18 protein-coding genes and 2 pseudogenes are annotated in these 21,519 nt (G+C 60.0%); 14 read left to right on the forward strand and 6 right to left on the reverse strand.

Annotated features, from left to right (window positions below):
• On the forward strand, positions 1-364 hold a 364-nt coding region (locus AC0L16_RS31795), incomplete at its 5' end, for a DUF2254 family protein (protein WP_473625483.1).
• Positions 365-1,008: 644 nt separating this feature from the next.
• Here the strand turns inward: AC0L16_RS31795 and AC0L16_RS31800 are convergent.
• Positions 1,009-1,491, reverse strand: a complete 483-nt coding sequence (locus AC0L16_RS31800) for a DUF992 domain-containing protein (protein WP_473625484.1) — start codon at positions 1,489-1,491, stop codon at positions 1,009-1,011.
• A gap of 650 nt (positions 1,492-2,141) precedes the next feature.
• Here AC0L16_RS31800 and AC0L16_RS31805 point away from each other — a divergent pair.
• From AC0L16_RS31805 to AC0L16_RS31855, 11 genes and pseudogenes are all read left to right on the forward strand, one after another.
• The gene (locus tag AC0L16_RS31805; protein WP_473625485.1) at positions 2,142-3,770 is read left to right on the forward strand and encodes a c-type cytochrome; all 1,629 of its coding nucleotides are present in this window, start codon (positions 2,142-2,144) and stop codon (positions 3,768-3,770) included.
• A complete protein-coding gene (locus AC0L16_RS31810; RefSeq protein ID WP_473625486.1) occupies positions 3,767-4,444 on the forward strand; it encodes a TorD/DmsD family molecular chaperone in 678 nt (225 codons plus the stop codon). The genes AC0L16_RS31805 and AC0L16_RS31810 overlap by 4 nt, the downstream gene beginning before the upstream one ends.
• Positions 4,435-6,903, forward strand: coding sequence for a trimethylamine-N-oxide reductase TorA (gene torA / locus AC0L16_RS31815; RefSeq protein ID WP_473625487.1), 2,469 nt, complete (start codon positions 4,435-4,437; stop codon positions 6,901-6,903). Before AC0L16_RS31810 ends, torA begins: the two co-directional genes overlap by 10 nt.
• Positions 6,904-7,048: 145 nt before the next feature.
• Positions 7,049-7,729 carry a CBS domain-containing protein gene (locus AC0L16_RS31820; RefSeq protein ID WP_473625488.1) on the forward strand — a complete coding sequence of 227 codons (681 nt, stop codon included), beginning with the start codon at positions 7,049-7,051 and terminating at the stop codon, positions 7,727-7,729.
• 339 nt (positions 7,730-8,068) lie between these two features.
• Positions 8,069-8,341 (forward strand): hypothetical protein, encoded by a 273-nt coding sequence (locus AC0L16_RS31825; protein ID WP_473625490.1) that lies wholly within the window; start codon positions 8,069-8,071, stop codon positions 8,339-8,341.
• Between the two features lie 593 nt (positions 8,342-8,934).
• Entirely contained in the window at positions 8,935-9,288 is a 354-nt protein-coding gene (locus tag AC0L16_RS31830) for a hypothetical protein (RefSeq protein ID WP_473625491.1), read from the forward strand.
• Positions 9,289-9,848: 560 nt separating this feature from the next.
• The gene (locus AC0L16_RS31835) at positions 9,849-10,217 is read left to right on the forward strand and encodes a SpoIIAA family protein (RefSeq protein WP_473625492.1); all 369 of its coding nucleotides are present in this window, start codon (positions 9,849-9,851) and stop codon (positions 10,215-10,217) included.
• The gene (locus AC0L16_RS31840; protein WP_473625493.1) at positions 10,214-11,035 is read left to right on the forward strand and encodes a MarC family protein; all 822 of its coding nucleotides are present in this window, start codon (positions 10,214-10,216) and stop codon (positions 11,033-11,035) included. Before AC0L16_RS31835 ends, AC0L16_RS31840 begins: the two co-directional genes overlap by 4 nt.
• 745 nt (positions 11,036-11,780) lie before the next feature.
• On the forward strand, positions 11,781-12,803 hold the full coding sequence (gene adhP, locus AC0L16_RS31845) for an alcohol dehydrogenase AdhP (RefSeq protein WP_473625494.1): 1,023 nt from the start codon (positions 11,781-11,783) through the stop codon (positions 12,801-12,803).
• 47 nt (positions 12,804-12,850) lie between these two features.
• A pseudogene (locus AC0L16_RS31850) lies at positions 12,851-13,027 on the forward strand (efflux transporter periplasmic adaptor subunit); the annotation flags it as partial.
• 126 nt (positions 13,028-13,153) lie between these two features.
• Positions 13,154-14,830 (forward strand): ABC transporter ATP-binding protein/permease, encoded by a 1,677-nt coding sequence (locus AC0L16_RS31855; RefSeq protein WP_473625496.1) that lies wholly within the window; start codon positions 13,154-13,156, stop codon positions 14,828-14,830.
• 2 nt (positions 14,831-14,832) lie between these two features.
• Here the strand turns inward: AC0L16_RS31855 and AC0L16_RS31860 are convergent.
• Both AC0L16_RS31860 and AC0L16_RS31865 read right to left on the reverse strand, forming a co-directional pair.
• A pseudogene (locus AC0L16_RS31860) lies at positions 14,833-15,316 on the reverse strand (glucoamylase family protein); the annotation flags it as partial.
• A gap of 10 nt (positions 15,317-15,326) precedes the next feature.
• Positions 15,327-16,016, reverse strand: a complete 690-nt coding sequence (locus tag AC0L16_RS31865) for a CBS domain-containing protein (RefSeq protein ID WP_473504464.1) — start codon at positions 16,014-16,016, stop codon at positions 15,327-15,329.
• Between the two features lie 469 nt (positions 16,017-16,485).
• Between AC0L16_RS31865 and AC0L16_RS31870 the strand changes: the two genes are divergently transcribed.
• Complete coding sequence (locus AC0L16_RS31870) at positions 16,486-19,122, forward strand: SH3 domain-containing protein (RefSeq protein WP_473625497.1); 2,637 nt, start codon at positions 16,486-16,488, stop codon at positions 19,120-19,122.
• A 716-nt stretch (positions 19,123-19,838) separates the two neighbouring features.
• Complete coding sequence (locus tag AC0L16_RS31875; protein ID WP_473625499.1) at positions 19,839-20,159, forward strand: hypothetical protein; 321 nt, start codon at positions 19,839-19,841, stop codon at positions 20,157-20,159.
• Positions 20,160-20,297: 138 nt separating this feature from the next.
• Here the strand turns inward: AC0L16_RS31875 and AC0L16_RS31880 are convergent, their stop codons facing one another.
• From AC0L16_RS31880 to AC0L16_RS31890, 3 genes are all read right to left on the reverse strand, one after another.
• Entirely contained in the window at positions 20,298-20,588 is a 291-nt protein-coding gene (locus AC0L16_RS31880) for a hypothetical protein (protein ID WP_473504639.1), read from the reverse strand.
• A 4-nt stretch (positions 20,589-20,592) separates the two neighbouring features.
• Positions 20,593-20,805 (reverse strand): hypothetical protein, encoded by a 213-nt coding sequence (locus tag AC0L16_RS31885; protein WP_139172479.1) that lies wholly within the window; start codon positions 20,803-20,805, stop codon positions 20,593-20,595.
• A gap of 148 nt (positions 20,806-20,953) precedes the next feature.
• The gene (locus tag AC0L16_RS31890) at positions 20,954-21,178 is read right to left on the reverse strand and encodes a hypothetical protein (protein WP_473625500.1); all 225 of its coding nucleotides are present in this window, start codon (positions 21,176-21,178) and stop codon (positions 20,954-20,956) included.
• Positions 21,179-21,519: the final 341 nt, after the last annotated feature.

Below are 21,519 nucleotides of genomic sequence, written 5' to 3' on the forward strand. Positions count from 1 at the left end.
ATACATTCAACGACCTACCAAACCAGAAAATCTTCAATTTCGTCTTATCCACAGCCGAATCGGCGAAGACGGGCTAATCTTCGCGATCGAGGGTTGGACCGTATGGCGGCCTTTCCTCAGTTCGTGGGGCTGGCGACCGTTGGGAACACAAAACGTTCTCGAAACGATCGTCACAATGATGCTGACGTTCATAGTGTTCACCTTTGGCTCGCTTCTCGTGGCCGTTCAGATCGCCGGAGGACAAATGACGCCGCGGATCATGGCGGCCAAGCTTCTGCGCGACAACGCGATCCGATTTTCAGTTGGCGCTCGATCAGCTTCAGCGTCTGCTGAGCATGGTCGGCCAGCGGCATCTTCACCGTGAGGAGATGCTGGACAAATCGGAAATGTGAGGCACCCGAAGGTGCTTAATCCCCTCCACGAAGAAGACAGAACAACAATGCCGCGAGATCATCGCCACTTGGGTCAAGAACGGCATGCTTCTCAAGGAGCCGTATTTTAGCCCACTCGAAAGGACCGAGAAGGGCTCCACGTCGATAACATGAAACGACCGGGAAAGGTCACCTGAAGAGCCCTCTGGACCTGCGCCATTGGCTAGTTGTAATGGCGCGCCAATGGCGCAAACCGGGGTGCGCCATTGATGAAGGTGCCCTAAGAGAAATTCAATGGCGCATTGAGGTGCGCCTTTTGTATTTTCCTAATGGCGCACCAATGGCGCAATGGCGCAAACAGGAAGAGGCCCCTGTGGCGGAAAGGCCAATTCCGCGCTATCCTCCCGTATGCCGATCCTCAAGAACAACCGCCGCGAAAATTTCTGTCATGGTGTGGCCAAAGGCCAGAGCGCCACGCAGGCCTATCGCGAGGCGGGTTATAGCGGACACGGACATGTCGGCGAGGCCGGCGCTTCGTCCTTGGTCGGTCAACATGCCGTGCCCGCGCCGATTGTCGCCGAACCGATAGACCACGTAGGTGATGGCTGGCGGTCTGGGCGCGCCGAGGGCTAACACTCTATTTGGCGGCGCGAAGTTGGAAACTGATCACGCCGGCTGCAACGTTCAGGCCGGTCTGCACCTGGACACTGAGTGGCTGCAACGTATAGGTCCTGTTGGATCCTCCAACCAGAAGATTGGCACCAGCGCCCACCCCGACCGTTGCTTCGGCACCGACGCCGCTGTAGTCACCGGCCAGCACGCCGGGCGCATAGACATTGCCAGTTGGCGCAAGGACCCGCCACCGCAGCACTGCCCTCGGCGTCGGGCCGACGTCCAGCCCCAACTTCGTGATGACCCCTATGTATTTTTCGGGTGCGACCTTCGGGTTGGCCGACGTGAAGGTGCATGTCAGAGCTTTTTTCGAGCCGATTATGAAGCGTGTGCCCGCTTCGACAACGCAGTCGAGCACGCCGAACGTCGTGTTGGCCTCCTGAGCCGCGCTGGGCACAATGGACGCGGCGATCGCGACAAGACTGATGGCTGCGAGACGTGTACGCATTATCGTTGCTCCTTGTGCGGTGGTCGAGACTTCCCCTGGAGGCGTGTGCGTTACCTTTCAGAATACCAAAAGGAATTACCCGGCACTTTGTTCCGGAACCGGTTGGCCTGCGGCTATTGGGGCGGTCGGCGTCCCGACCGGGTCATCACCGCACGCATCTCGCCCATTGGCGGCAGCCAGCTGATAGAGTTTTGACCTTAGAACGCCAGCGTGTGAGATCGTCGCCACCGGGACGGCCGGTCGCCGGCACCGCCCCGCCGGGGTTCGTCGGTGGCGGGTGAGGGGGGTGAATGTGGGGCCCCTATCAGGCGCGCCCGGCCCCTCGTTCAGGTTCAAGACCCTCATGGCCGGTCGCTCTCGCCCCAAACCCAAATCACTCTGAACGACCGAGTTCGACCCTTTTGCGGTCATTCAGTTGCGAGCGTTGCATGACGCGATCTGGGCCCTTAGCAGACACCCGCCTCTACCCGATTGAAGTTAGCTCTAAGCCGGTGAGGGTCCGAAGCGTTTGCCTCGCGTCGTTGGCCGCGCTTTTACAGTAATACTTTCGCTCGCCGAGGATTCGCATAAAGTAGTTCGTTGGCGCGGTCGGAGAAAACCAGTTTCGCCACTTCTCGAACAGTGATAGGGTTTCGACGGAGCCTACGATCATGACGTTCAATCGCGGGAAATTATTCCGGATCGTCGGCGGCCTTGTGCTGCTGGGAGTAGTCGGCTTCGTGGTGCTTACTTCGCCATGGACGTGGTCCGCTACCCATCCTAGCCGCGAACTCCCGGACCTCGCGAGCGCAGATCTGGATAATGGGCGCCTCGTCTTCGTGGCGTCCGATTGTGCCACCTGCCACGCGACGCCGGGACAGCACGACGACACACTGCTCGGGGGCGGTCGCGCACTGGACACGCCGTTCGGCCTCTTTCACATGCCCAATGTCTCGTCCGACAGAGAAAACGGAATCGGCGACTGGACGCTGGAGCAGTTCGACCGCGCCCTTCGCGAAGGCGTGGGTCCGGGAGGGCTGTGGCCGGACGGACAGAACCTCTACCCGGCCTTCCCCTACACCTCGTATCAGCGGCTGTCGGGCGAGGACGTCCGCGATCTCTACGCCTACATGATGACCCTGCCGCCCGTGTCTACCGCGGTGCGCGAGCATGAGTTGACGTTTCCCTTCAACCTGCGCCGGGGCGTCGGCGTTTGGCGGCTAGCGTTCCTGGACGGAAAGCGCGGCGAGGGCGGCCCCGTCCCTGAGGGCGTCGATGCGGCCCAGTACCGGCATGGCGAGTATCTTGTCGAAGGCGCGGGACATTGTGCCGAATGCCACTCCCCGCGCGGATTCATGGGCAATGTGATCGAGAGCAAGCGCTATGGCGGTGGCCCGAACACCGATGGAACGGGCTATTTCCCGAACATCAGCCCGGACGAAACCGGCATCGGCTTCTGGGCCGCAGCCTCGATCGCCAACTATCTCCACACCGGGATGAGCCCAATCGGCCGCGCGGCGGATGGCGACATGGCCGAGGTGATCCTAAACACCTCGCGGCTTCCCTTCAAAGACGTTCAGGCGATAGCGCTCTACCTGAAGAACGTGCCGGCCGTGAACAAGCCGGCGCCCGGTGCGCCCGAGCCGAACCGTACCGACAAGCTCGTCATGCTGGAGAATGCGGTGCAGGCCGACCCGAACCTGCCCGCCTCGCCGGAATCGGCGATTACGCAGGGGATCCAAGCGACAGTGGTCGGAACGAAGAACGTCTGGCTGGACGCTTCCGGCGTCGGCGGACCTGCGCCCGAGCACGGCAAGTTGTTGGGCGGCGCACTGGTCGAGGTCGCACGACGGGACGGCGACAAGGTGCAACTGGCGTTCAAGGGCTGGCAGATGGAGGATGCCCTCTCGATCGTCTATCAGTCGAAGGGCCATCGGGTGATGACGGCCATTCTCGCCGACGAAGCCAGCGCGGCCCTTGAACGCGGAACGCCCGTGGCGGACGCCGACACCGGCCAGTCATGGGTGCCTGTGACGATCCCGCTATGGTCGAACGCCTCCGATCTGAATACCGACCGGGGCGCGCTCTGGGCCTACAGCCAGGCGACCTATCAGCAAGCGTGCGCTTCGTGCCACGTGTTGCCGCAGAAGGATCATTTCACGGCAAACCAGTGGATCGGGACGATGAAGGCGATGCGGCGGTTCACCTCCTTCACCGATGACCAGTATCGCCTGGTCCTGACCTACCTGCAGAACCACTCGAAGGATCTCAACCAAAGCGGTGGAGCGACCGTGAAATGACCGGCGCCTCGACCATGGCCCCCGACGATGCGCTCGATTTGGCCTTCATTGCGGAATGGCTGGCGCAGGAGTTCTTGGCCCCACCAGACGTGGCGCGGGTGCAGGCTGCGCGCGCGATGCAGGGCCAGGCCGCGCTCAACTGGATCGGGGGCCTTCTGAACCAGCGGCCGGCGGCCGAGGCGATCTGCCACTTGCTTTCTACCGGTACCCCCGCGGAGGTCGCCGAGACGCTACAGCGCCGGCACACCGCCCTGTTCGAAGGTGTCTACCGGCAGCGTTGTGTCCTGCCCTACGCGAGCCTCTGGGACGGTACCGGCCGACTGTTCGGCCCCGCCGCCGTTCGGATGCAGGCGATCCTGCGCGGTCTAGACGTGCATCTTGACGTCGGCTGCGTGGAACCGCCTGATCATCTTGGCGTCCAACTCGCAACGCTGGCTGAGGCAGTGCGGCAAGACCGGCCAGATAGCCTTCTGGCTCTCCTCGACGAGATGCACAGCTGGACGGTCCGCTTTGCCACTGCGTTGATCAGCGCTGACGACGACGGCTACTACGGCAAACTCACGCGGCTTCTGCTTGCTCTTCTCGACAGGATGACGCCGGACCGCGCCACCGCTGTGAGCCTGGACATGACGGCTGAGGCCGCACGATCTGTTAGGACCCGGCCATGCGCTTGAACTCCATGATGAACACCCATAGCCCGTTGCTTTCCAAGCGCAGCTTTCTGAAGGCTTCGGCGGCGACGGCTCTGGGCTTTTCCGGTTTGCCCCTGTTCGGCCGCGGCGCGGTAGCGCAGACAGCGCAACAGGGAATTGTGTCGGGCTGCCATTGGGGTGTCTTCTATGGCGTCGTCGAGGATGGGCGAGCGACTGAATTCAGGCCATGGGAGGGGGACCCGGCGCCATCACCACAACTTGCCGGCGTCATGGACTCGCTTTATTCAGAATCGCGCATACGCTATCCAATGGTCCGCCGTGCTTGGTTGGAGCAAGGTCCCGGTGCCGACCCGGACGGGCGCGGCAGCGGTGATTTCGTCCGTGTGAGTTGGGACGTGGCGATCGAGCTGGTTGCGAAAGAAATCACGCGCGTGCGCGAGATCCACGGGCAACAGGCGGTCTTCGCCGGATCCTACGGCTGGAAGAGCCCAGGCAAGCTGCACAACTGCCAGACACTGCTGCGGCGGATGCTGAACCTGACGGGCAGCTACACTAACAGTTCAGGCGACTATTCGACCGGCGCCGCACAGGTCATCCTTCCCTATGTTTCGGGTTCACTCGAAGTCTACGAACAATGCACGACTTGGAAAAACCTCGCGGAGAACTGCAAGCTGATGGTGTTCTGGGGCTGCAATCCGCTTAACAACTCGCAGATCTCGTGGCAGGTTGCCGACCATGGCGCCTGGCCGGGCGTCGAGCTGATCAAAGCGGCGGGAACCAAGGTGATCTGCATCGATCCGGTGCGGACCGAGACTTGCCAGACCCTGAACGGGGAATGGCTGGCTCCGCGTCCGCAGACCGACGTGGCGATGATGCTCGGGATCGCTCATACGCTCCATGAGGAGGGCCTGCACGATCAGGACTTCCTCGACCGCTACACTACCGGTTTCGAAAAGTTCCTCCCCTATCTGCTTGGCCAGACCGACGGGACTCCAAAGACCGCCGACTGGGCCGCGGAGATCTGTGGGCTTCCCGCCGACACGCTGCGCGACCTCGCCCGCCGGTTCGCCGGGGACCGAACGATGCTTGCACTCGGTTATTCGACGCAGCGACAGCACCACGGTGAACAGGTGCACTGGATGTTAATCACGCTAGCCTCGATGCTAGGGCAGATCGGCTTGCCGGGCGGCGGCTACGGCCTGAGCTATCACTATTCGTCGGGCGGGTCGCCAACGCGAACGACGCCTATCTTAAAGGCAATCGATGATGCCTCGGGACAGGCGAACGAGGGCGCGGCCTGGCTCGCTCAGGGCGGGGCTGTCTCGATACCCGTCTCCCGTCTGGTCGAGACCCTGCTCAATCCCGGCAAGATCATGCAGTTCAACGGGCGCGAGATCGAGCTGCCTTTAGTCAAGCTCGCCTACTGGGTCGGCGGCAACCCGTTCTCGCACCATCAGGACCGCAACGAGATGCTCCGCGCCTGGCGCTTGCTCGATACCTGCATCGTGCATGACGCACAATGGACAGCCACCGCCCGCCACGCGGATATCGTGCTTCCCGCGACGACCTCCTATGAACGCAACGACATTGAGCAGGTTGGCGACTACGCCCTCAGCCATATCGTGCCGATGAAGAAGATCGTCGAACCAGTCTTCGAGGCGCGCAACGATTTCGACATCTTCGCCGCAGTTTCGGACAAGCTGGGCAAGGGCTACGAGTTCACGCAAGGTCTCGGCGAGATGGACTGGATTCGCAATTTCTACGAGGCCGCCAAGATCGAATCCCGCGCGAAGGGAATGGAGATGCCAGTCTTTGACGTATTTTGGGAGAGCAACAAGCCACTGGAATTCCCGCTCAGTGAGGTGCAGGACGACTTCGTGCGCCACGCCGATTATCGCGCTGATCCGCTGCTGAACGCGCTCGGCACTGCCTCGGGCAAGTTCGAACTCTATTCGACGGCGATTGAGAAATACCGTTACGACGACTGCCCGCCGCATGCGACGTGGATCGAGCCGATTGAACGCCTGGGCGGTCCCACGGCAAAATATCCCCTACACGTCGCGGCTAATCACCCACAGATGCGTTTGCATTCGCAGCTCTGCGGCACGGTGAACCGCCAGGGCTATGCGATCGCCGGTCGGGAACCCTGCTGGATGAACCCCGAAGACGCAGAGTCCCGCGGTCTGACGCACGGCGACGTGGTGCGGGTGTTCAATGACCGCGGTCAAATCCTCGCTGGCCTAAAAATCACCGAGGAGATCCGCCCGGGCGTAATCCGAATCGACGAGGGCGGCTGGTTCGACCCGCTCGACGCACGCGAGATCGGCAGCCTGTGCCGCTATGGCGACGTCAACAACCTGACCACGGGCATTGCGACGTCGAAATTGGCCCAGGGGAATTGCGGCCAAACCGCCCTAGCGGAGGTCGAACGCTTTAACGGCCCGCCACCGCCAGTGACGGTGTTCAGCCAACCTGCCTGACCCGCTGCATGGCGGACTTTGAGTTGTCGCAGGACTCGATAATTCGGTTCCATCGCAGCGCAGCTGGATGCGGCCAGCTGCTTTTGCTGCGGCGACTAAGGCGCGTCTCTTTGACACTTCATGCCACCTTGCAGCGGAGAGTTAGATGAAAGCCAAAGATGTGATGACAGCTGACGTCGCGACGGTATCGCCCGACCACAGTGTCAGGCAGGCCGCCAGGATCATGCTAGCCCATCGTGTCAGCGGACTTCCAGTCGTCAACGACGATGGCAGGCTGATTGGCGTCATCAGCGAGGGCGACCTTTTGCGCCGATCTGAGCTCGGGCTCGCAAGCAGCGACAGTCCGAAGGGACCAGTTTTTTCGAGAGATGAGCGAGCCCGGAGTTACGTCAAGAGGAACGCATGGAGCGTTGCCGATGTAATGAGTCCTGATCCGATTGTGGTCGATGAAGAGATGCTTGTTTCGCGTGTGGCGGCCCTGATGCAAGAACACGGTGTCAAGCGCCTTCCAGTTGTCCGGGGAACTGCGCTGGTTGGTGTCGTTAGCCGTGCTGATCTTCTTCGTCTCGTTGTAGCCGCGCGCCCGGATAAAACGGCTCGCGGAGACGATGCGATCCGCCGCAGCATTATGGCCCGACTAAGAGACAACACCGGACTCGAGGACAATAACGTGACAGTTACGGTCGACGACGGAACGGTGCATCTGTGGGGCGACGTCGCAGAAGACTGTCGCAATGCGGCGCGCGTCGTTGCCGAAAGCGTACAGGGCGTGAATAGCGTAGTCGAACACTTTCCCGCGAAAGAGCCGAAGGAGCATGGAAACTAGAGTGTTCTCGAGCGATGAGGAAAGTCCCGTCGACAGACCGACGTATCGCAGTCGTCAAACAGCGGGACTCTGACGTAGCGAAGGCGTTGGCGGACGCGGGGTATCTGTCGAGTGCTGGAACGCAGTACACACCGACTGCAGTCTCGAGAATGCTGGCATCCACGGGAAGTATGTGCGCCAAGCCACTCAAGGGCGAGGCAAAATCATTGTCTTCGCCCCTTGAACCAGTTGCTGCCGAGCTCAAGGACGATGTGACCGTGACTGCGGATCCCGTTTTGCGGACACCGCTTGGTTCGCGCTGGTAGCCATGCGACAATTTCTTGATTTTTGGGGGCGGAAATGGCTCTGCAGCTTTGGATAAACGATTGCGGCCACTATTTCGTCGACACCACGCTTGGCGGCATCCAGGTTGGCCAAACTTGGTGCACGCCCTATGGCGACTGGGCGGTTGAGGTTAACGACGAGGAGCTTTCCGCTCCCGACCTCGAGCCAGCAAAGCGGCTGTTTGTCGACCTATATGATCGATCCAAGATAATGGTGAGCCCATTCGCTATCTCGGCGGAAGGAGACGGCTTGGAAGCGGATTTCAAAATTATCGACCTGCGCCGATGAGAACGCACAGGCAATCTGCCATCGTAGGCGCCCCCGGGCCCAACCCCGCCGGGGTTCGTCGGTCGCGGGGGGTGGGGGTGGCCTGTGGGCCCCCTATCAGGCGCGCCCGACCGACACGTTCAGGTTCGGGACCTCCTCATGGCCGGCCACTCTCGCCTCCAAACCCAAATCACTCTAAGCGACCGAGTTCGACCCTTTTGCGGTCATTCAGTTGCGAGCGTTGCATGACGCGATCTGACCCAATACCGTCCTCCACAAAGGTTAGGCTGAAAGTCCCGAATGGAGGTAAGGAGCGGATATTCGCTCCCCAAGGAACTCAGCGTCAACGAAGAGAGCGTTGTGGCTGACCGGCAGGGAATTCGCTCCAGACTGAGCATCTGAGACCGAGCTGGCCACTCAAACACCAGGTACGGTCGCTAATGCTCCTGAGAAGAAAGGGCAACTTTGTCGGACCGATGTAGGTCTAAACTGAAGCGCGGCGACGGGGCTTGCGCCGCGGCCTAATCTTGCCTGAAGACCCTGTCTGCGCGAAACTGCTCTGTCGAAAAGAGCCGCTCATCCGCGCGGATGTCGGTTGAAACATGGAGGGGAAGATGGAACGGGAACGCATCTGCAAATATATGGCTAACAGAACAGCTTTCGCCGCCGTTGCATTATCGCTGTTTGCGAACTTCCCTACCTTTGACGCATATTCTGCGGAGGCGTCTTTTGATGACTTCCCCGTCTTGGTACGTTGTGCGGTTAGCGGCGTTCAACGCGCTTTCTACTTATCCACAATTAACCCAGACGGAGTTGCCGTATATGTTTCTCCCGACCGTCAGGCCGCCACAATAACTCGGACGGGCAAGGCCGAACCGGCGGTTCCTGTAGTCGGAGAGGGAGATTGCGCAGGAAAGACACTCGAGCAATTACGATCGGCAGGTCAAGCGTATCACTTGCAACACTGATCGGCAGCAGGCGAAGACCGGCCTAGAACTTGAAACCGTCACGCTGTCGCCGAGGTCAGCGGCTTGGCAGTCTGTCTGTCACAATCAATCAAGCTTCACCGAATCTGGACAGGCTGCATGACACCGTCGGTGAGGCATTGCCATCGATTCCAACTAGGCACTGGCGCCCGGCGCTCGACACATCGCTCCGGCATAGACCGACATCCTGACACGCGAGCAACAGAAGCCCAAATGCCGTTCCCTGCGAGGGGCTTAGAACTTGCACCCCTGACGCGGCCGTGGACGCGGCAGTGTTGGCATTACCAGCCGAAACAGTGCTGCGCGCGAAGCAGCGCGAGCGGAGCCCTTCACTGGTTCGACAGCCGTTCTTTCGCAGATTTAGAATAGGGAATAAGTTCAGATCAGCTTCAGAGCGTGTTCGTGATTTCAGATTGTCTTTTGGGTTGTCGTTTGCGGGATCATCGCCTGATTTGCGTTGTGCTCGACGAGCTTCCAGAAGTTCAATGGACGGGTCGCCTCCGGTCGATCGGGCAAAAAAAGAGTTGAGGAAAGGTCTGGCCATGATTCTGCTTGAGCCTCTGCGCGACCAAAGCATCCTGGTGATTACGCCACAAGGGCCGCTCGAAAAAGCCGACTTTGAGAAGATCGCGAAAGAGCTTGATCCGGTCATTGCTTCAAAGGGCAAAGTCAGCGGTCTGGTGATCCATATGAAATCGTTTCCCGGATGGCGGAACTTCGCGGCTTTTGCAGCACACCTGAAATTTGTCGCAGATCACCATCGAGCGATCGAACGCATTGCGATTGTAACGAACGGCAGGTTTCTGAAGATCATTCCGCGAATCGCCGGCTTTTTCGTCCACCCCGAAATCCGGCTCTTCGGCTTCGAGCAAAAGGAACAGGCGCTCTCGTGGCTGGAGACTGATCGATGATGGCCTGTCTGCGGGAGATGATCCCCCGGGCTGCTCTATCTTACGCGCTCGACCCTAGTTCGCCACACTCAATCCATCATGAAAAACCCCGACTGCGGCGCGCTAGCCGCACGATTCTCCTAATCCCCGTCGTGGCGATGGTGCTGGCTGTCTGCTTTCCCGTGCAATCCATTGCGCAATCGCCGCTTGGGGCGGGCACGCCGGCGATGGACTTCGGCGCGCGCAAAATGTTCCTCATGCTTTTTCTTATGCTTGGGCCGATCCAGATCCTGGTACCCTTCGTAGCCATTACCGGCAATTGCGACCCTCGCTTTAGGCGACGGATGGCCACGAGAGCGATCCTTTTCTCGGCAGCCGCGTTGGCGATCGCCGGCCTGCTTGGGCGCACCATGCTCGAGAATTTCGAAATCTCATTGCCTGTACTGGCGATGACCGGAGGCATCATCTTGTTTCTCGTGGCCTTGCGAACCGTCTTGCATCCGTCTGCCGGCCTGCCGCATCGACCGGAGCCGGGCCACCCGCCAAATCTGCGACTAGCCCTCACACCGCTGGCGTTTCCGACGATCGTCACGCCTTATGGTATCGCCGCTGTAGTCGTTTTCGCGACGTTGGCGAGCGGCCGCCAAGGGAAGGGTTTGACCGTGGCCGTTATCGTATTGCTGATCCTGGCGATGGACTGGTTGGCGATGATGTTCGCGGAGACTATTCTAAGGTGGATCGGAACGGCGCTTCAGGTATTGGCGGTGGTGCTGGGGGTTACCCAGGCAGCTCTCGGTCTGCAGATCATCGTGCATAGCTTTAGTATGATCGCCTGGTGAAAATTTCGACCGTAGCACGGCCCACTGGCAGCGTTCGGAAGCCGCCATACTCTTCTTCCGCACTCTACTCGGGAGACGCTTGGGTCGCGGCGCTCGCATGCATGTAGCCGACGCATACTAACGCCGCATACTGACAGAGAGTTTTGCTCTGCCTTAAAAACGTCCGGCCACTCCGTGATCCCGGTTTAGGAATGTCGCCAATGGGTTCCGAAACGCGACTGTCGCTGGACCCTGCGGGAATGTCAGGACCTGGCGCAAGCTTCCTGTTTGAGAACCGACCTGTGGTGCCCGGTATCTTTGCCCCGCGTCAAGGTTTTGCGCAGGTTAGGCAATAGCCGCTCGATGCAATCGTTGCATCTCATCCGGCACAAGTACGCCAACATGGCGGCCGCCAGGCTAATGGCCCTGCGCAGGTTAGAGAACGTTTTTCCGCCGCCGAGTTCAGTACTCTAGCCGGTATTCGCGTTGACGGACGACCCCTTGCAGGGCACTTTAAACGCTAGGAGCGAAATTCACCTAGGCACGGTCGAAGCAACGGTGTCCTGGGCCGGGGGAACCATGCTTGGGAATTTCTCATGCCGGTTTCGAGGTTGTAGTCACGAGACCAGTAAACGAGTTGGATCGCCAGCACTGGCGTCTTGCATCTGCAATACCCGAGCGCACACTTAGCGAGCCGTGAACGCATTGTCGCGATGCGGGATCTGATCAACGGTCAATTCGACGCCAGCACAAGGGAGGTTCACAAATGGCGAAAACGATGAAGGCGGCCGTGGTGCGCCAGTTCAAGGAACCGTTGCTGATCGATGAGGTGCCAGTGCCAGAGGTTGGTCAAGGCCAGATCCTGGTAAAGATCGAAGCCTGCGGTGTCTGCCACACGGATTTGCACGCGGCGGACGGCGACTGGCCTATAAAACCCAATCCCCCCTTCATACCAGGACACGAAGGCGTCGGTTCTGTTGCAGCAGTAGGCGCCGGTGTGACCGCGGTGAGGGAAGGCGACAGGGTTGGCGTACCTTGGCTCTACACCGCCTGCGGGCATTGCAGGCACTGCCTCGGCGGCTGGGAAACCTTGTGCGACTCGCAAAAGAACACGGGCTATTCGGTCAATGGGGGCTTTGCAGGGTACGTACTCGCGGACCCAAACTATGTCGGCCACCTGCCCGATGGCCTCGACTGGGATGCAGCTGCCCCGATCCTTTGTGCCGGAGTAACGGTCTACAAGGGGCTGAAGGAAACCGATACCAAGCCAGGTGATACGGTCGTGATTTCTGGCATTGGCGGGCTCGGCCATGTGGCCGTGCAATACGCAAAGGCAATGGGTCTCGACGTCATCGCTGTCGACATAGCCGATGAGAAGCTCGACCTGGCAAGGAAAATGGGTGCGAGCGCTGTGATCAACGCCAAGACAGCTGATCCGGTAGCGGAAGCCCACAAGCTTTGCGGTGGAGCTCAGGGAGTGCTTGTCACGGCGGTCTCACCGGCTGCGTTCCGGCAAGGGCTTGGCATGCTTGCGAAACGCGGCACGATGTCTCTTGTCGGATTGCCGCCCGGCTCGTTCGAACTCGACATCTTCGATACCGTCCTGACCCGCAAGACCATCAGAGGGTCGATTGTCGGAACCCGGCTGGACCTGGCCGAATGCCTTCAGTTTGCGGGCGACGGGAAGGTGAAGGTTCACTACTCCACCGAGCGTCTTGAGGACATAAACGACATTTTCGGCCGAATGCGGCAAAACAAGATCGACGGGCGCGTGGTGATGAGGATCTGACCGACCCGGTTTCCTCTTCGTATCTGATGGACCAATTGCGCCAAACGAACGCGGCAAGCAGCACACAAGGCTTGCCCAATGTAGATCCTGTATTCACCTGGGTTCGTCTCGCTCAGCGAATTCCAGTGCTGATCAAGATCGATCAAGTGCCGCCGAGAGTGCCGATGATTGCAGGGATGACCTGTAGCGCATCCATTGTCGCTGGGAGGGAAGGCTCACCGTCGACATTCGGAGCAGGGTGCGTAACCATCGCCTATCGGGTTGGTGGCTAACACTCTGCTTGGCTGGGACGGGATCGCCAACTAGGGCTCCTCAATCAGATCACCCGCTCGAGTGGCAAGGGGACTGACATGGACCAGCAGCAAACTTCCCTGAAGTTAACCGCAGCTCGCTTTGTGCGCACGGTCAAGATTCTTTTGAGATCTGAGGTCGGATACAAAGCGAAGGTCATGTTTGCCGCGCTGATAATGCTGCTGTGTGGTATGAGCGGGCTGAATGTTGTAAACAACTACGTCGGCCGGAACTTCATGACCGCAATCGTCGAGCGGCAGACTGATGAGTTCATCCGGCAAGCAATTTTTTACGTCGCTGTATTCGTTGCTCTCACCGTCGTCGGTGTCTTCGCGCGATTTACTGAACAACGGCTGGCGCTGCTTTGGCGCGAATTCCTTACCCGGCGCGCCGTCAATCTCTATCTTGAAGACGGAGCTTACTATGGCCTGGACGTCTCGGGAAAACTTACCCATGCGGACCAGCGAATAGCCGATGATGTTCGCGCGTTCACGGTCACCACCCTCTCTTTCGTGATCATGCTGTTTAGCAGCGCTCTTACGGTGGTGACGTTTTCCAGTGTGCTGTGGTCGATCAGTCCGTTGCTTTTTGGCGTGGCTGTCGTGTATGCGGCGTGCGGGTCGTATATCACGATTGCTCTGGGGCGGCCGCTGATCAGCCTGAACTACGATCGGCTGGACAAGGAAGCCAGCTTCCGATCGAGCCTCATTCACGTTCGCGAAAACGCCGAGTCGGTTATGTTGACGCGCGGCGAGGGGCGACAGAAAGCCCGGTTGCTGCACCGACTTGACGACTTGGTCGCCAATATACGCGAGATTACTGCTGTTGATCGCAACCTGGGTTTCTTCACCGGCGGCTACAACTGGATGATTCAGATCGTTCCGGACCTGATCATTGCTCCGGCTTTTATACGAGGAGACATCGAGTTCGGTGTCGTCACCCAGTCGGGCGCAGCGTTCGCAATGCTTGTCGGTGCGTTTTCGTTGATTGTCAGACAGTTCAACTCGATCTCGAATTTCGCTGCCGTAGTGTCTCGGCTGAGTGCGTTGCAGGAGGCGATCGAAAAATCACACACAATAGAATCTGACATCGAAATCGTCGATCAGGACGGGCCTTTGACCTACAAGCGGCTCACTTTGGCTTCGACCAACGGGGCGCCTCTTCTCAGGGAGTTGTCGGTATCGATCCCGTTTGGGATCCGTGTCTTGGTCACTGGATCCAGTGAGGCACCAGGGGCGGCGTTCTTCAGGGCGACGGCTGGTATTCCGACTCCTGGCAGCGGGCGGATCGTCCGCCCCGACGACATCCTGTTTCTCCCTCAGCGGCCTTACCTGCCATCAGGTATCCTTCGTCGGATTCTGCTGCGTCCAGAAAAGGAAAGCGAAATTCCGGATTCTCGCATGCTCAGCGTTTTGCATGAGCTTGGCCTCGAAAAGCTAACCAGCCAGGAAGGCGGGCTCGATGGGGAGCAGGACTGGCAAAAGGTGCTGTCCCTGAGCGAGCAACAGCTTTTGGCCCTTGCGAATGTTCTTCTCTCAGGGCCGCGGTTCGTCGTTCTGGATCGGGTCGAGATGACACTGGGCTCCGAACAACTCGAGAAGATACTGCACCTACTCTCTGAGAGCTCGATAACCAGCATCAACATCGGACAGACCCAAATCGCGCGTGATTTCTATCAAGCTGTTCTCGAATGTGGCGAGGATGGTCGGTGGACCTGGACCCCGAACCGACTCTGATCGCCATCTTCCACCGCAAACGACTGATTGAACGAAGGTCTGAATCCGTAGGGACCGCGTCATTCCAAGGTTCATCCGTGCGGACTGTCTGGCGCGAACGGCAGCGAGGTAACGGCGACCGAGGGCGCGACGGTCCCGTCATCCGGGCCGAACGGGGCACCGCTGGCGTTGTAGTCAAAGAACTGACGCTCGTCGCCATTGACCACTCGTGTCACCCACCCAGGTCCTTCGCCCGCCGTAAATCACCAACAATGCGCTCCGTAGCCGACAAGTTCATTGGATTGCGAATCGCATACTCCTGCTGCCGAAAGTCGCTTGCTGGCTGTTCTCGAAATAATCACTGTCGCGCCGGCGCATGAACTCATCGCGGATGCCCCGAAAGTCCACCCACAGATGCGAAAGCTGATGGGTGAAAAGCGGTCCTGAATGGAGCAACTCGCGACCGTAGATCCTTTTCCATTCGTAGGTCGCGGTGTACGCCGCATAGAAAGTTTTTTTACCCTCCGTCGCGGTGACTGTCCGGCTCTTCTTGTGGAAAGTGTTGGACGACACCCCTCACACCGCGCACGCTTTCCGCAACGACGCGTGCGGCATTCCGGCAGTCATCCGTATCGACGTTTCCCCAAAGATGAACCAGGCCGTCGGTCACGGTCACGGTCACAGCCTTTCCTTCGAGGCAGGTTTGCTCATTGAGGCGGGTTATTATGCTGCGGCGGATCGCTTTGTCCCCGGCAGCCGTTTCATCCGGCTTGGCACCGCTTATCGCATGGAGCAAATCAGCGCGGCTCACGATGCCGACCAGTGCGCTGCCTCGCATGACAGGTATGCGTTTGATCCGATGCTGTGCCATCAAGAAGGCCACTCGGGCCAGCGGGGTCTCTTCGTCCACGACGACCAGATCGCAACTCATCACATCGGCGACCTTCCACGCATTGGACTTGACATAGGCACGAGCGCGTTCCTTGACCGAATGAGCCAGCTCGGCCGAACTGGCAATAGCCCCAAGTCCGAGTTCTACTCGGCGCAAGAGATCACCTTCGCTGATGAGACCGACCAGCCGGCCTTCGTCATCGGTCACCGGAAGCCCGCTCACACGATTGGCGAGCATGATAGTCGCTGCGTGCCTGACGCCGTGATCAGGCGAAACCGTGACAACGTTTTTGGTCATGACATCGTTGGTATTCATCTCGGCTCCTGCTCTGGTTCGCTTAGCACCGTCAGATTACCCAGCATCAACAAGCGTAAGCCCGTTGTCTTCATCCGACAACAGTCAACAAGCTGCTCGGGTCAGGGTGCCGGATTCCCATCCCGCGGTTGCCCACGGGAGAGTTGTGGGCCATCATGCGCCAAGTCTATCGTGACAGGATCACGCATGGGCAGGCATTGCTAGGGCTGGTTGTGCGCGAGCCGGCCGGCGACCGCATGGCCGACGCTAGCTGGCATATGTAAGGAAGAGTTCTTGAAAGTACAAAGCCGTTTGTGTTCCGCCGTTGCAAATTATAGGTTGGAACACGGTGCAAGCAGAGGTTGGGGGCGCGTGAGTTTCGCCGGAAGATATACTTACTGTGGAATGCAGTGAAGTGAGGCTAAGTCGAGGCGGATCGATCTGAGGGTGCTTGGGAGGCAGCCTGACAAGGGCTGCGGGAGGAAACTTCATGCGCAAAGTTGTCGTTTTCGCACTTATATGGACCACTGTCGCTGCCGTGGCGATCGCAGCACCAGGTGTAACCACGACCAACGTGAACTTCCGTTCGGGGCCTGGGACGAGTTACTCAGCCATGCGAACACTCCCCGTTGGCACCAGCATCGACATTGGCGACTGCGATGACGCGGGCACCTGGTGCGCCGTCACGGTGGAGGGAAAAAAGGGATTCGCCAGCGGCCAATACCTGAAGGAGACAGACGACCCGGAAGCCTGGCCGCGCGTCTATGAAACGGGCAAGGGCCGCATGGTTCTATATCAGCCGCAGTTCACCGACTGGACAGATTTCAAGACGATCGAGGCGTTGGTCGCGGCCGAGTACGTGAAGACGCCGGATGCCCAGCCAGTTTTCGGCGTCATCGGCCTCAAGGGCGACACGTCCTACGACGAGGACGCCGATGAGATTGTTATTACCAACATCACCATATCGAGCCTGGACTTCTCGAGCCTGAGCCGCGATGAGTTGACGGCGCTGTCGGTCGACACCGGAAAGCTGTTGCCGACCGGCCCGATCACCGTCCCGGAATCCCGCGTGACGGCAAGCCTGACCGAGCAGAAGCGCATGACCGATGTGCCAGGGCTCAAGGCGGATCCGCCGCGGATATTCCTGTCAACGATCCCGGCGCTCCTCCTCCAGACCGACGGGGCCCCCATCTTTGCCCCGGTGAAGGGGAAGACCGGGCTCTCCTTCCTGGTCAATACGAACTGGGACCTCTTCCGGGTCGACGAAGGCGGCGCACTGTTCCTGCGCGACGACAGGCACTGGCTGACTGCAAAGGCAGTCGACGGCCCGTGGAGGCCGGTCACCGATCTGCCGCCGCTGCTGAAAGACTTGCCAAAGGACGGCAACTGGGACGATGCGCGCGCTGCCTTACCGCCCGAGCCGTATCCGCAGGGGGGAGCGCCGACGATTGTCACCACCAATCAGCCTTCTGAGTTGATCCTGTTCGTGGGCGAGCCGGCGCTCGTGGAAGTTCCCGCCACCTCGCTGCAGTGGGCATCGAACACCGAGACGGACGTCTTCTTCGACAAAGCCGGTAAGCAATGGTACGTGCTTCTGTCCGGCCGCTGGTTCCGCTCTCCAGACCTGAAAGGGCCGTGGACCTTCGCGACGCCGGAGCTCCCTGCCGATTTCCTGAACATTCCCCAGGATGCGCCCTATTACGCAGTCAGGGCGTCCGTTCCGGGAACCTCGGAAAGCGTGGAGGCGCGGCTCAGGGCAAGCATCCCGACCACGGCTCGCGTAGAGAAGGGATCGATCACACCGACGGTTGCCTATGCGGGCAAGGCGCAGTTCGCGCCCATCGAGGGGACCGATCTCGCCTATGCGACAAACACCACCGAGACCGTAATCAAAGTCGGTTCGCAATATTTCGTGCTTCAGGATGGGGTCTGGTTCGTGGGCGACAGCCCGGAAGGTCCGTGGCAACTGGCCACCGAGGTCGCGGAGGAGATTTACGAAATTCCGCCCTCTTCGCCCTTGTACAATGTCACCTATGTCCGCGTTCACGACACCGAGCCGGACGCTGTCTGGTACCGCTATACGATGGGCTACCTGAACTGCTTCCTGGCCTGGGACTCCTGTGTCTATGGGACCGGTTGGTACTATCCCCCATATTGGTACGACTCGCCTGACTACGATTACCCGATCTACTACCCGCGCCCCGTAACCTGGGGCATCGGCGCCTACTACAACCCGATCCGAGGGGTATACGGTCGCTACGGCTATGCCTATGGCCCGTATCGCGGCATTGCAGGCGTGCGGAGTTGGAACCCGAGCACCGGCACCTATGGCCGCGCCGGGGCAGTCTGGGGTCCGCAGGGCTCGGCCGGATTCGTCGCGGCGGCCAATCCGCGCACGGACAAGGCCGGCTACGTAGCAGGTGGACGTAACGTCTATGGGGCGTGGAAATCGGCTGGGGTCAAAAGCGGATCCGAGTGGGCGCGGATAACCGCGCGCACCGGTGCCGGCGGCACCTCGACGCTGCGCTGGAAGACCTCCGCCGGCCAGGGGTTCGTCCATGAGGGACGGCGCGGGGACATGTATGCTGGCCGAAACGGTCAGGTCTACCGGAACACCGGCGACGGCTGGCAGGTGTTCGACGGCGGTTGGCAGGACGTGAAGCCGCCCGAGCGCGGCGAGCTGCTGCCGGCGGGCGAAGGGCTTCGGGGTCTCTCGCCCGAGGCGCGCGACCGGCTCCAGCAGCGTGTGGGCGCGGAGGCACTTGCAGGGGTCGGCGGAGCGGGCGCTGGCGCCGCGGTTCGTGACCGCGCACAGGAGAGGACATCCCAGCGACCGGCGGCGCAGCAGCGCCCGCCAACTCGGAACACAACACAGCGACGGCCGTCTACGCAGCGCCCGACTGCGAGCCGGCAGCTGCCGTCCAATCTTAATCGGGATGTACAGGCGCGGTATCGGGGCAATCAGCGGCAGATTTCGAGCCGGCATTATATCCCGCCGACCGGCGGCAGTTATGGCAACCGTAGCTACGGTGGCGGCAACTTCGGTGGTGGCGGTGGTCGCAGCTTCAGCGGTGGCGGTGGTCGCAGCTTCGGCGGTGGCGGTGGTCGCGGCGGCGGCCGCCGTTGAGGCTCGCGGGGAGCCTTCGCGAAGCTCGGCATCGAGGCGCTGGCCGCTGGTGGAAATTGGCGGCATTTCGCGGATTCGATCAGCGGTGGCTGACAACATCTGTCAGACGGCGAGAGTGGACGTGGTCGCCATCAGAGAGCGGGCAACTGGGCACCAACTCGATCTTGTACCCACTCGTGTCGAAGTGTTTTATGGCGCATGTTGGGTTCTTCGTTGCACGATTGACTATTTGGGCCCGCTTGCGAGGGATGTTGATCTTGTTGACGGATAAGCAGGCTGGCGTGTTCAAGGGCATGGCTGCAGGCATGACGATCACTGTCATCTCCATCGGCCTTTGCAGTCGTTGGTGTGCCAGAGCCGGTTTTCCTGCAGCAAGTGCAGATATTAAGCTCACGTATGCTCTCAGGTGGGATATCTCGGCTCTTATGGCGAAGCGGACGCCGTGCATTGTCGCAGAGCTGGGCGCGGACGTATCGCCTTTCATGCTTCACATCTAGGCAGCCGTTGCCGAACAGGAACGCGCCATGATTTCACAGCGCACGAAAGAGGCGCTCGCAGCTGTCAAGGCCCGTGGCGTGCGGCTCGGTAATCCGCAGATCCGCCAGGCTCCACTGGCACACAGAAAGATTCCGAGGGTGAGCACCATCACTGGAACATTCCTTCTGTGCGCGTGTTGGTTTCTGAGCGCGTCGTGCGCTTAAGACAGGAGAAAGAGTATGAAACGAATCCTTTTAGCCTCGGCCGTGTTAGCGCTTTCCGCCGGGCTTTCCTTTGCCCAGACGACGAGCGGAACTTCGGGCGGAACCTCCACGACCACGACTACGACCACGCCCAGCACCGATCAGGGAGCCACAACCACTACAACCGATCAGGGAACTGACACCACCACCACCAGCGGCACGAACCCGAACTCGGCCAAGGATTGCGCTCCTGGCCAGCAGACCGGCAGCGCGCAGGAGGCCGCACCTGGTCAGCAGGACACGGACGCCAAGACCGCCGCCCCCGGCCAAATGAAGAAGACCACCGAAGATTGCTGATTGGCAACGCCACAAGGGAAGGCCGGCGCCGCTTAGGGGGTTAGATTGCCCTGTAATGGCGCCGGCCGGGCGGATTGGGTCCGCCGCCGTGAATAGCTTGGCGAATCCGGTAATTACGCGAGAGCGGTAGACTGAATCCTACGCGCTCCCGTCTGTTTCGCTCTCTTCATCGATTCCGCACACTGGCAGATAGGCGTTGGTTTCCAGCCATTCGCGCAGCACGATCTGAATGAGGTCCGACCGGCCAATTTTCATTTCGGCCGCGATGGAGTTGAGAGCGTCCTCCGTTGCGGGCTCTAGCGGCACGCCGGAGACGTTTCTGAGTATCAATGCAGCCCGCCGCAGGATGATCTGCAGATCCGCGCGCGACATATCGGCGATGCGATCGGCAGCGCTTTCAAGCTCTTCGGCAAAAGATTGGCGGGTCATTCTGCTAGCGCCGTTCAAGGTCACTGAGCCTATCCTCCAATGAGGCAATCTGTCCCGCCAGCTCGCGGAGCAAATCCTGCTGGCTGTTGTGGTTCTCGACCTCCCGATCGTTAATGTAGTTGACGCAGGCAGCGAGGCGTTCACTGACCCCATTGATGTGGTCGGCTAGGTCACGCATGATCCTTGTAGCGCCTTGCAGGCATGTGCTCTTATCCATGAAGTTGCTCCCTGCAGGAGCGGCGGGCAAAACCAAATCGCCAAGACAAGTAGCACCCGAAGACCACGCATCCCAATTACTCCCCTGCGTTGAAGACGGGGGAGCTTTCTCCTTTGTCGCGCAAAACGCAAGTTCGCCCACCGATGAACTAATCGACCATGTCACGCAGGGGATTCTTGCGTTTCGCCGGCCGGTACTTCTCGACCAGCCTGACCTTGTCGCTGTCGACGGTGACCTGAGGCCCTAGAGCGACAGTCACCTTCCCGGCATCCTCATCGATCCGCGTGACCTCGCCGGTAAGCTCGATCGGCTGGCCTTTCTGGTCAATGATCGAATGCGGGAAATTGTAAGGGGGGAGGATGGACACGCTCACGCGGTCCTCAGTGACCCCTCTCCGGACGGTGGCCGTGATCGCCACCAGATCTCCAATCCCAATTCCCCGCGCCATGAATTTGAGTCTGGAGCGGGCGGCATTTTAGTCAAGATGTCGCTAATATACCGGAACTGGGCGCAGCAGCAGGTAGGCAGGCCGCCATTGCACAGCTGCCCTGCGACATGCGAGTTTGTCAACCAACTGGCTCATTATGGGAGTCTCGTCATGTCCATTCGCCGGATTGCGTTGACCTCGGCAGCGGTGACGCTTGCCTTCACAACCCTCGCCCAGGCCAGGCCGGACACCCGCGCCATGACCTGCCAACAGACGCAGGCGCTAAT

The sequence above is a fragment of the Mesorhizobium sp. WSM4848 genome (assembly GCF_055811375.1).

Excerpts from the sequence above, each read along its gene's own strand:
- AC0L16_RS31800 (WP_473625484.1), bottom strand. The coding sequence starts at position 1,491 with ATGCGTACACGTCTCGCAGCCATCAGTCTTGTCGCGATCGCCGCGTCC.
- AC0L16_RS31805 (WP_473625485.1), top strand. The coding sequence starts at position 2,142 with ATGACGTTCAATCGCGGGAAATTATTCCGGATCGTCGGCGGCCTTGTG.
- AC0L16_RS31810 (WP_473625486.1), top strand. The coding sequence starts at position 3,767 with ATGACCGGCGCCTCGACCATGGCCCCCGACGATGCGCTCGATTTGGCC.
- torA (WP_473625487.1), top strand. The coding sequence starts at position 4,435 with ATGCGCTTGAACTCCATGATGAACACCCATAGCCCGTTGCTTTCCAAG.
- AC0L16_RS31820 (WP_473625488.1), top strand. The coding sequence starts at position 7,049 with ATGAAAGCCAAAGATGTGATGACAGCTGACGTCGCGACGGTATCGCCC.
- AC0L16_RS31825 (WP_473625490.1), top strand. The coding sequence starts at position 8,069 with ATGGCTCTGCAGCTTTGGATAAACGATTGCGGCCACTATTTCGTCGAC.
- AC0L16_RS31830 (WP_473625491.1), top strand. The coding sequence starts at position 8,935 with ATGGAACGGGAACGCATCTGCAAATATATGGCTAACAGAACAGCTTTC.
- AC0L16_RS31835 (WP_473625492.1), top strand. The coding sequence starts at position 9,849 with ATGATTCTGCTTGAGCCTCTGCGCGACCAAAGCATCCTGGTGATTACG.
- AC0L16_RS31840 (WP_473625493.1), top strand. The coding sequence starts at position 10,214 with ATGATGGCCTGTCTGCGGGAGATGATCCCCCGGGCTGCTCTATCTTAC.
- adhP (WP_473625494.1), top strand. The coding sequence starts at position 11,781 with ATGGCGAAAACGATGAAGGCGGCCGTGGTGCGCCAGTTCAAGGAACCG.
- AC0L16_RS31855 (WP_473625496.1), top strand. The coding sequence starts at position 13,154 with ATGGACCAGCAGCAAACTTCCCTGAAGTTAACCGCAGCTCGCTTTGTG.
- AC0L16_RS31865 (WP_473504464.1), bottom strand. The coding sequence starts at position 16,016 with ATGAATACCAACGATGTCATGACCAAAAACGTTGTCACGGTTTCGCCT.
- AC0L16_RS31870 (WP_473625497.1), top strand. The coding sequence starts at position 16,486 with ATGCGCAAAGTTGTCGTTTTCGCACTTATATGGACCACTGTCGCTGCC.
- AC0L16_RS31875 (WP_473625499.1), top strand. The coding sequence starts at position 19,839 with ATGAAACGAATCCTTTTAGCCTCGGCCGTGTTAGCGCTTTCCGCCGGG.
- AC0L16_RS31880 (WP_473504639.1), bottom strand. The coding sequence starts at position 20,588 with ATGACCCGCCAATCTTTTGCCGAAGAGCTTGAAAGCGCTGCCGATCGC.
- AC0L16_RS31885 (WP_139172479.1), bottom strand. The coding sequence starts at position 20,805 with ATGGATAAGAGCACATGCCTGCAAGGCGCTACAAGGATCATGCGTGAC.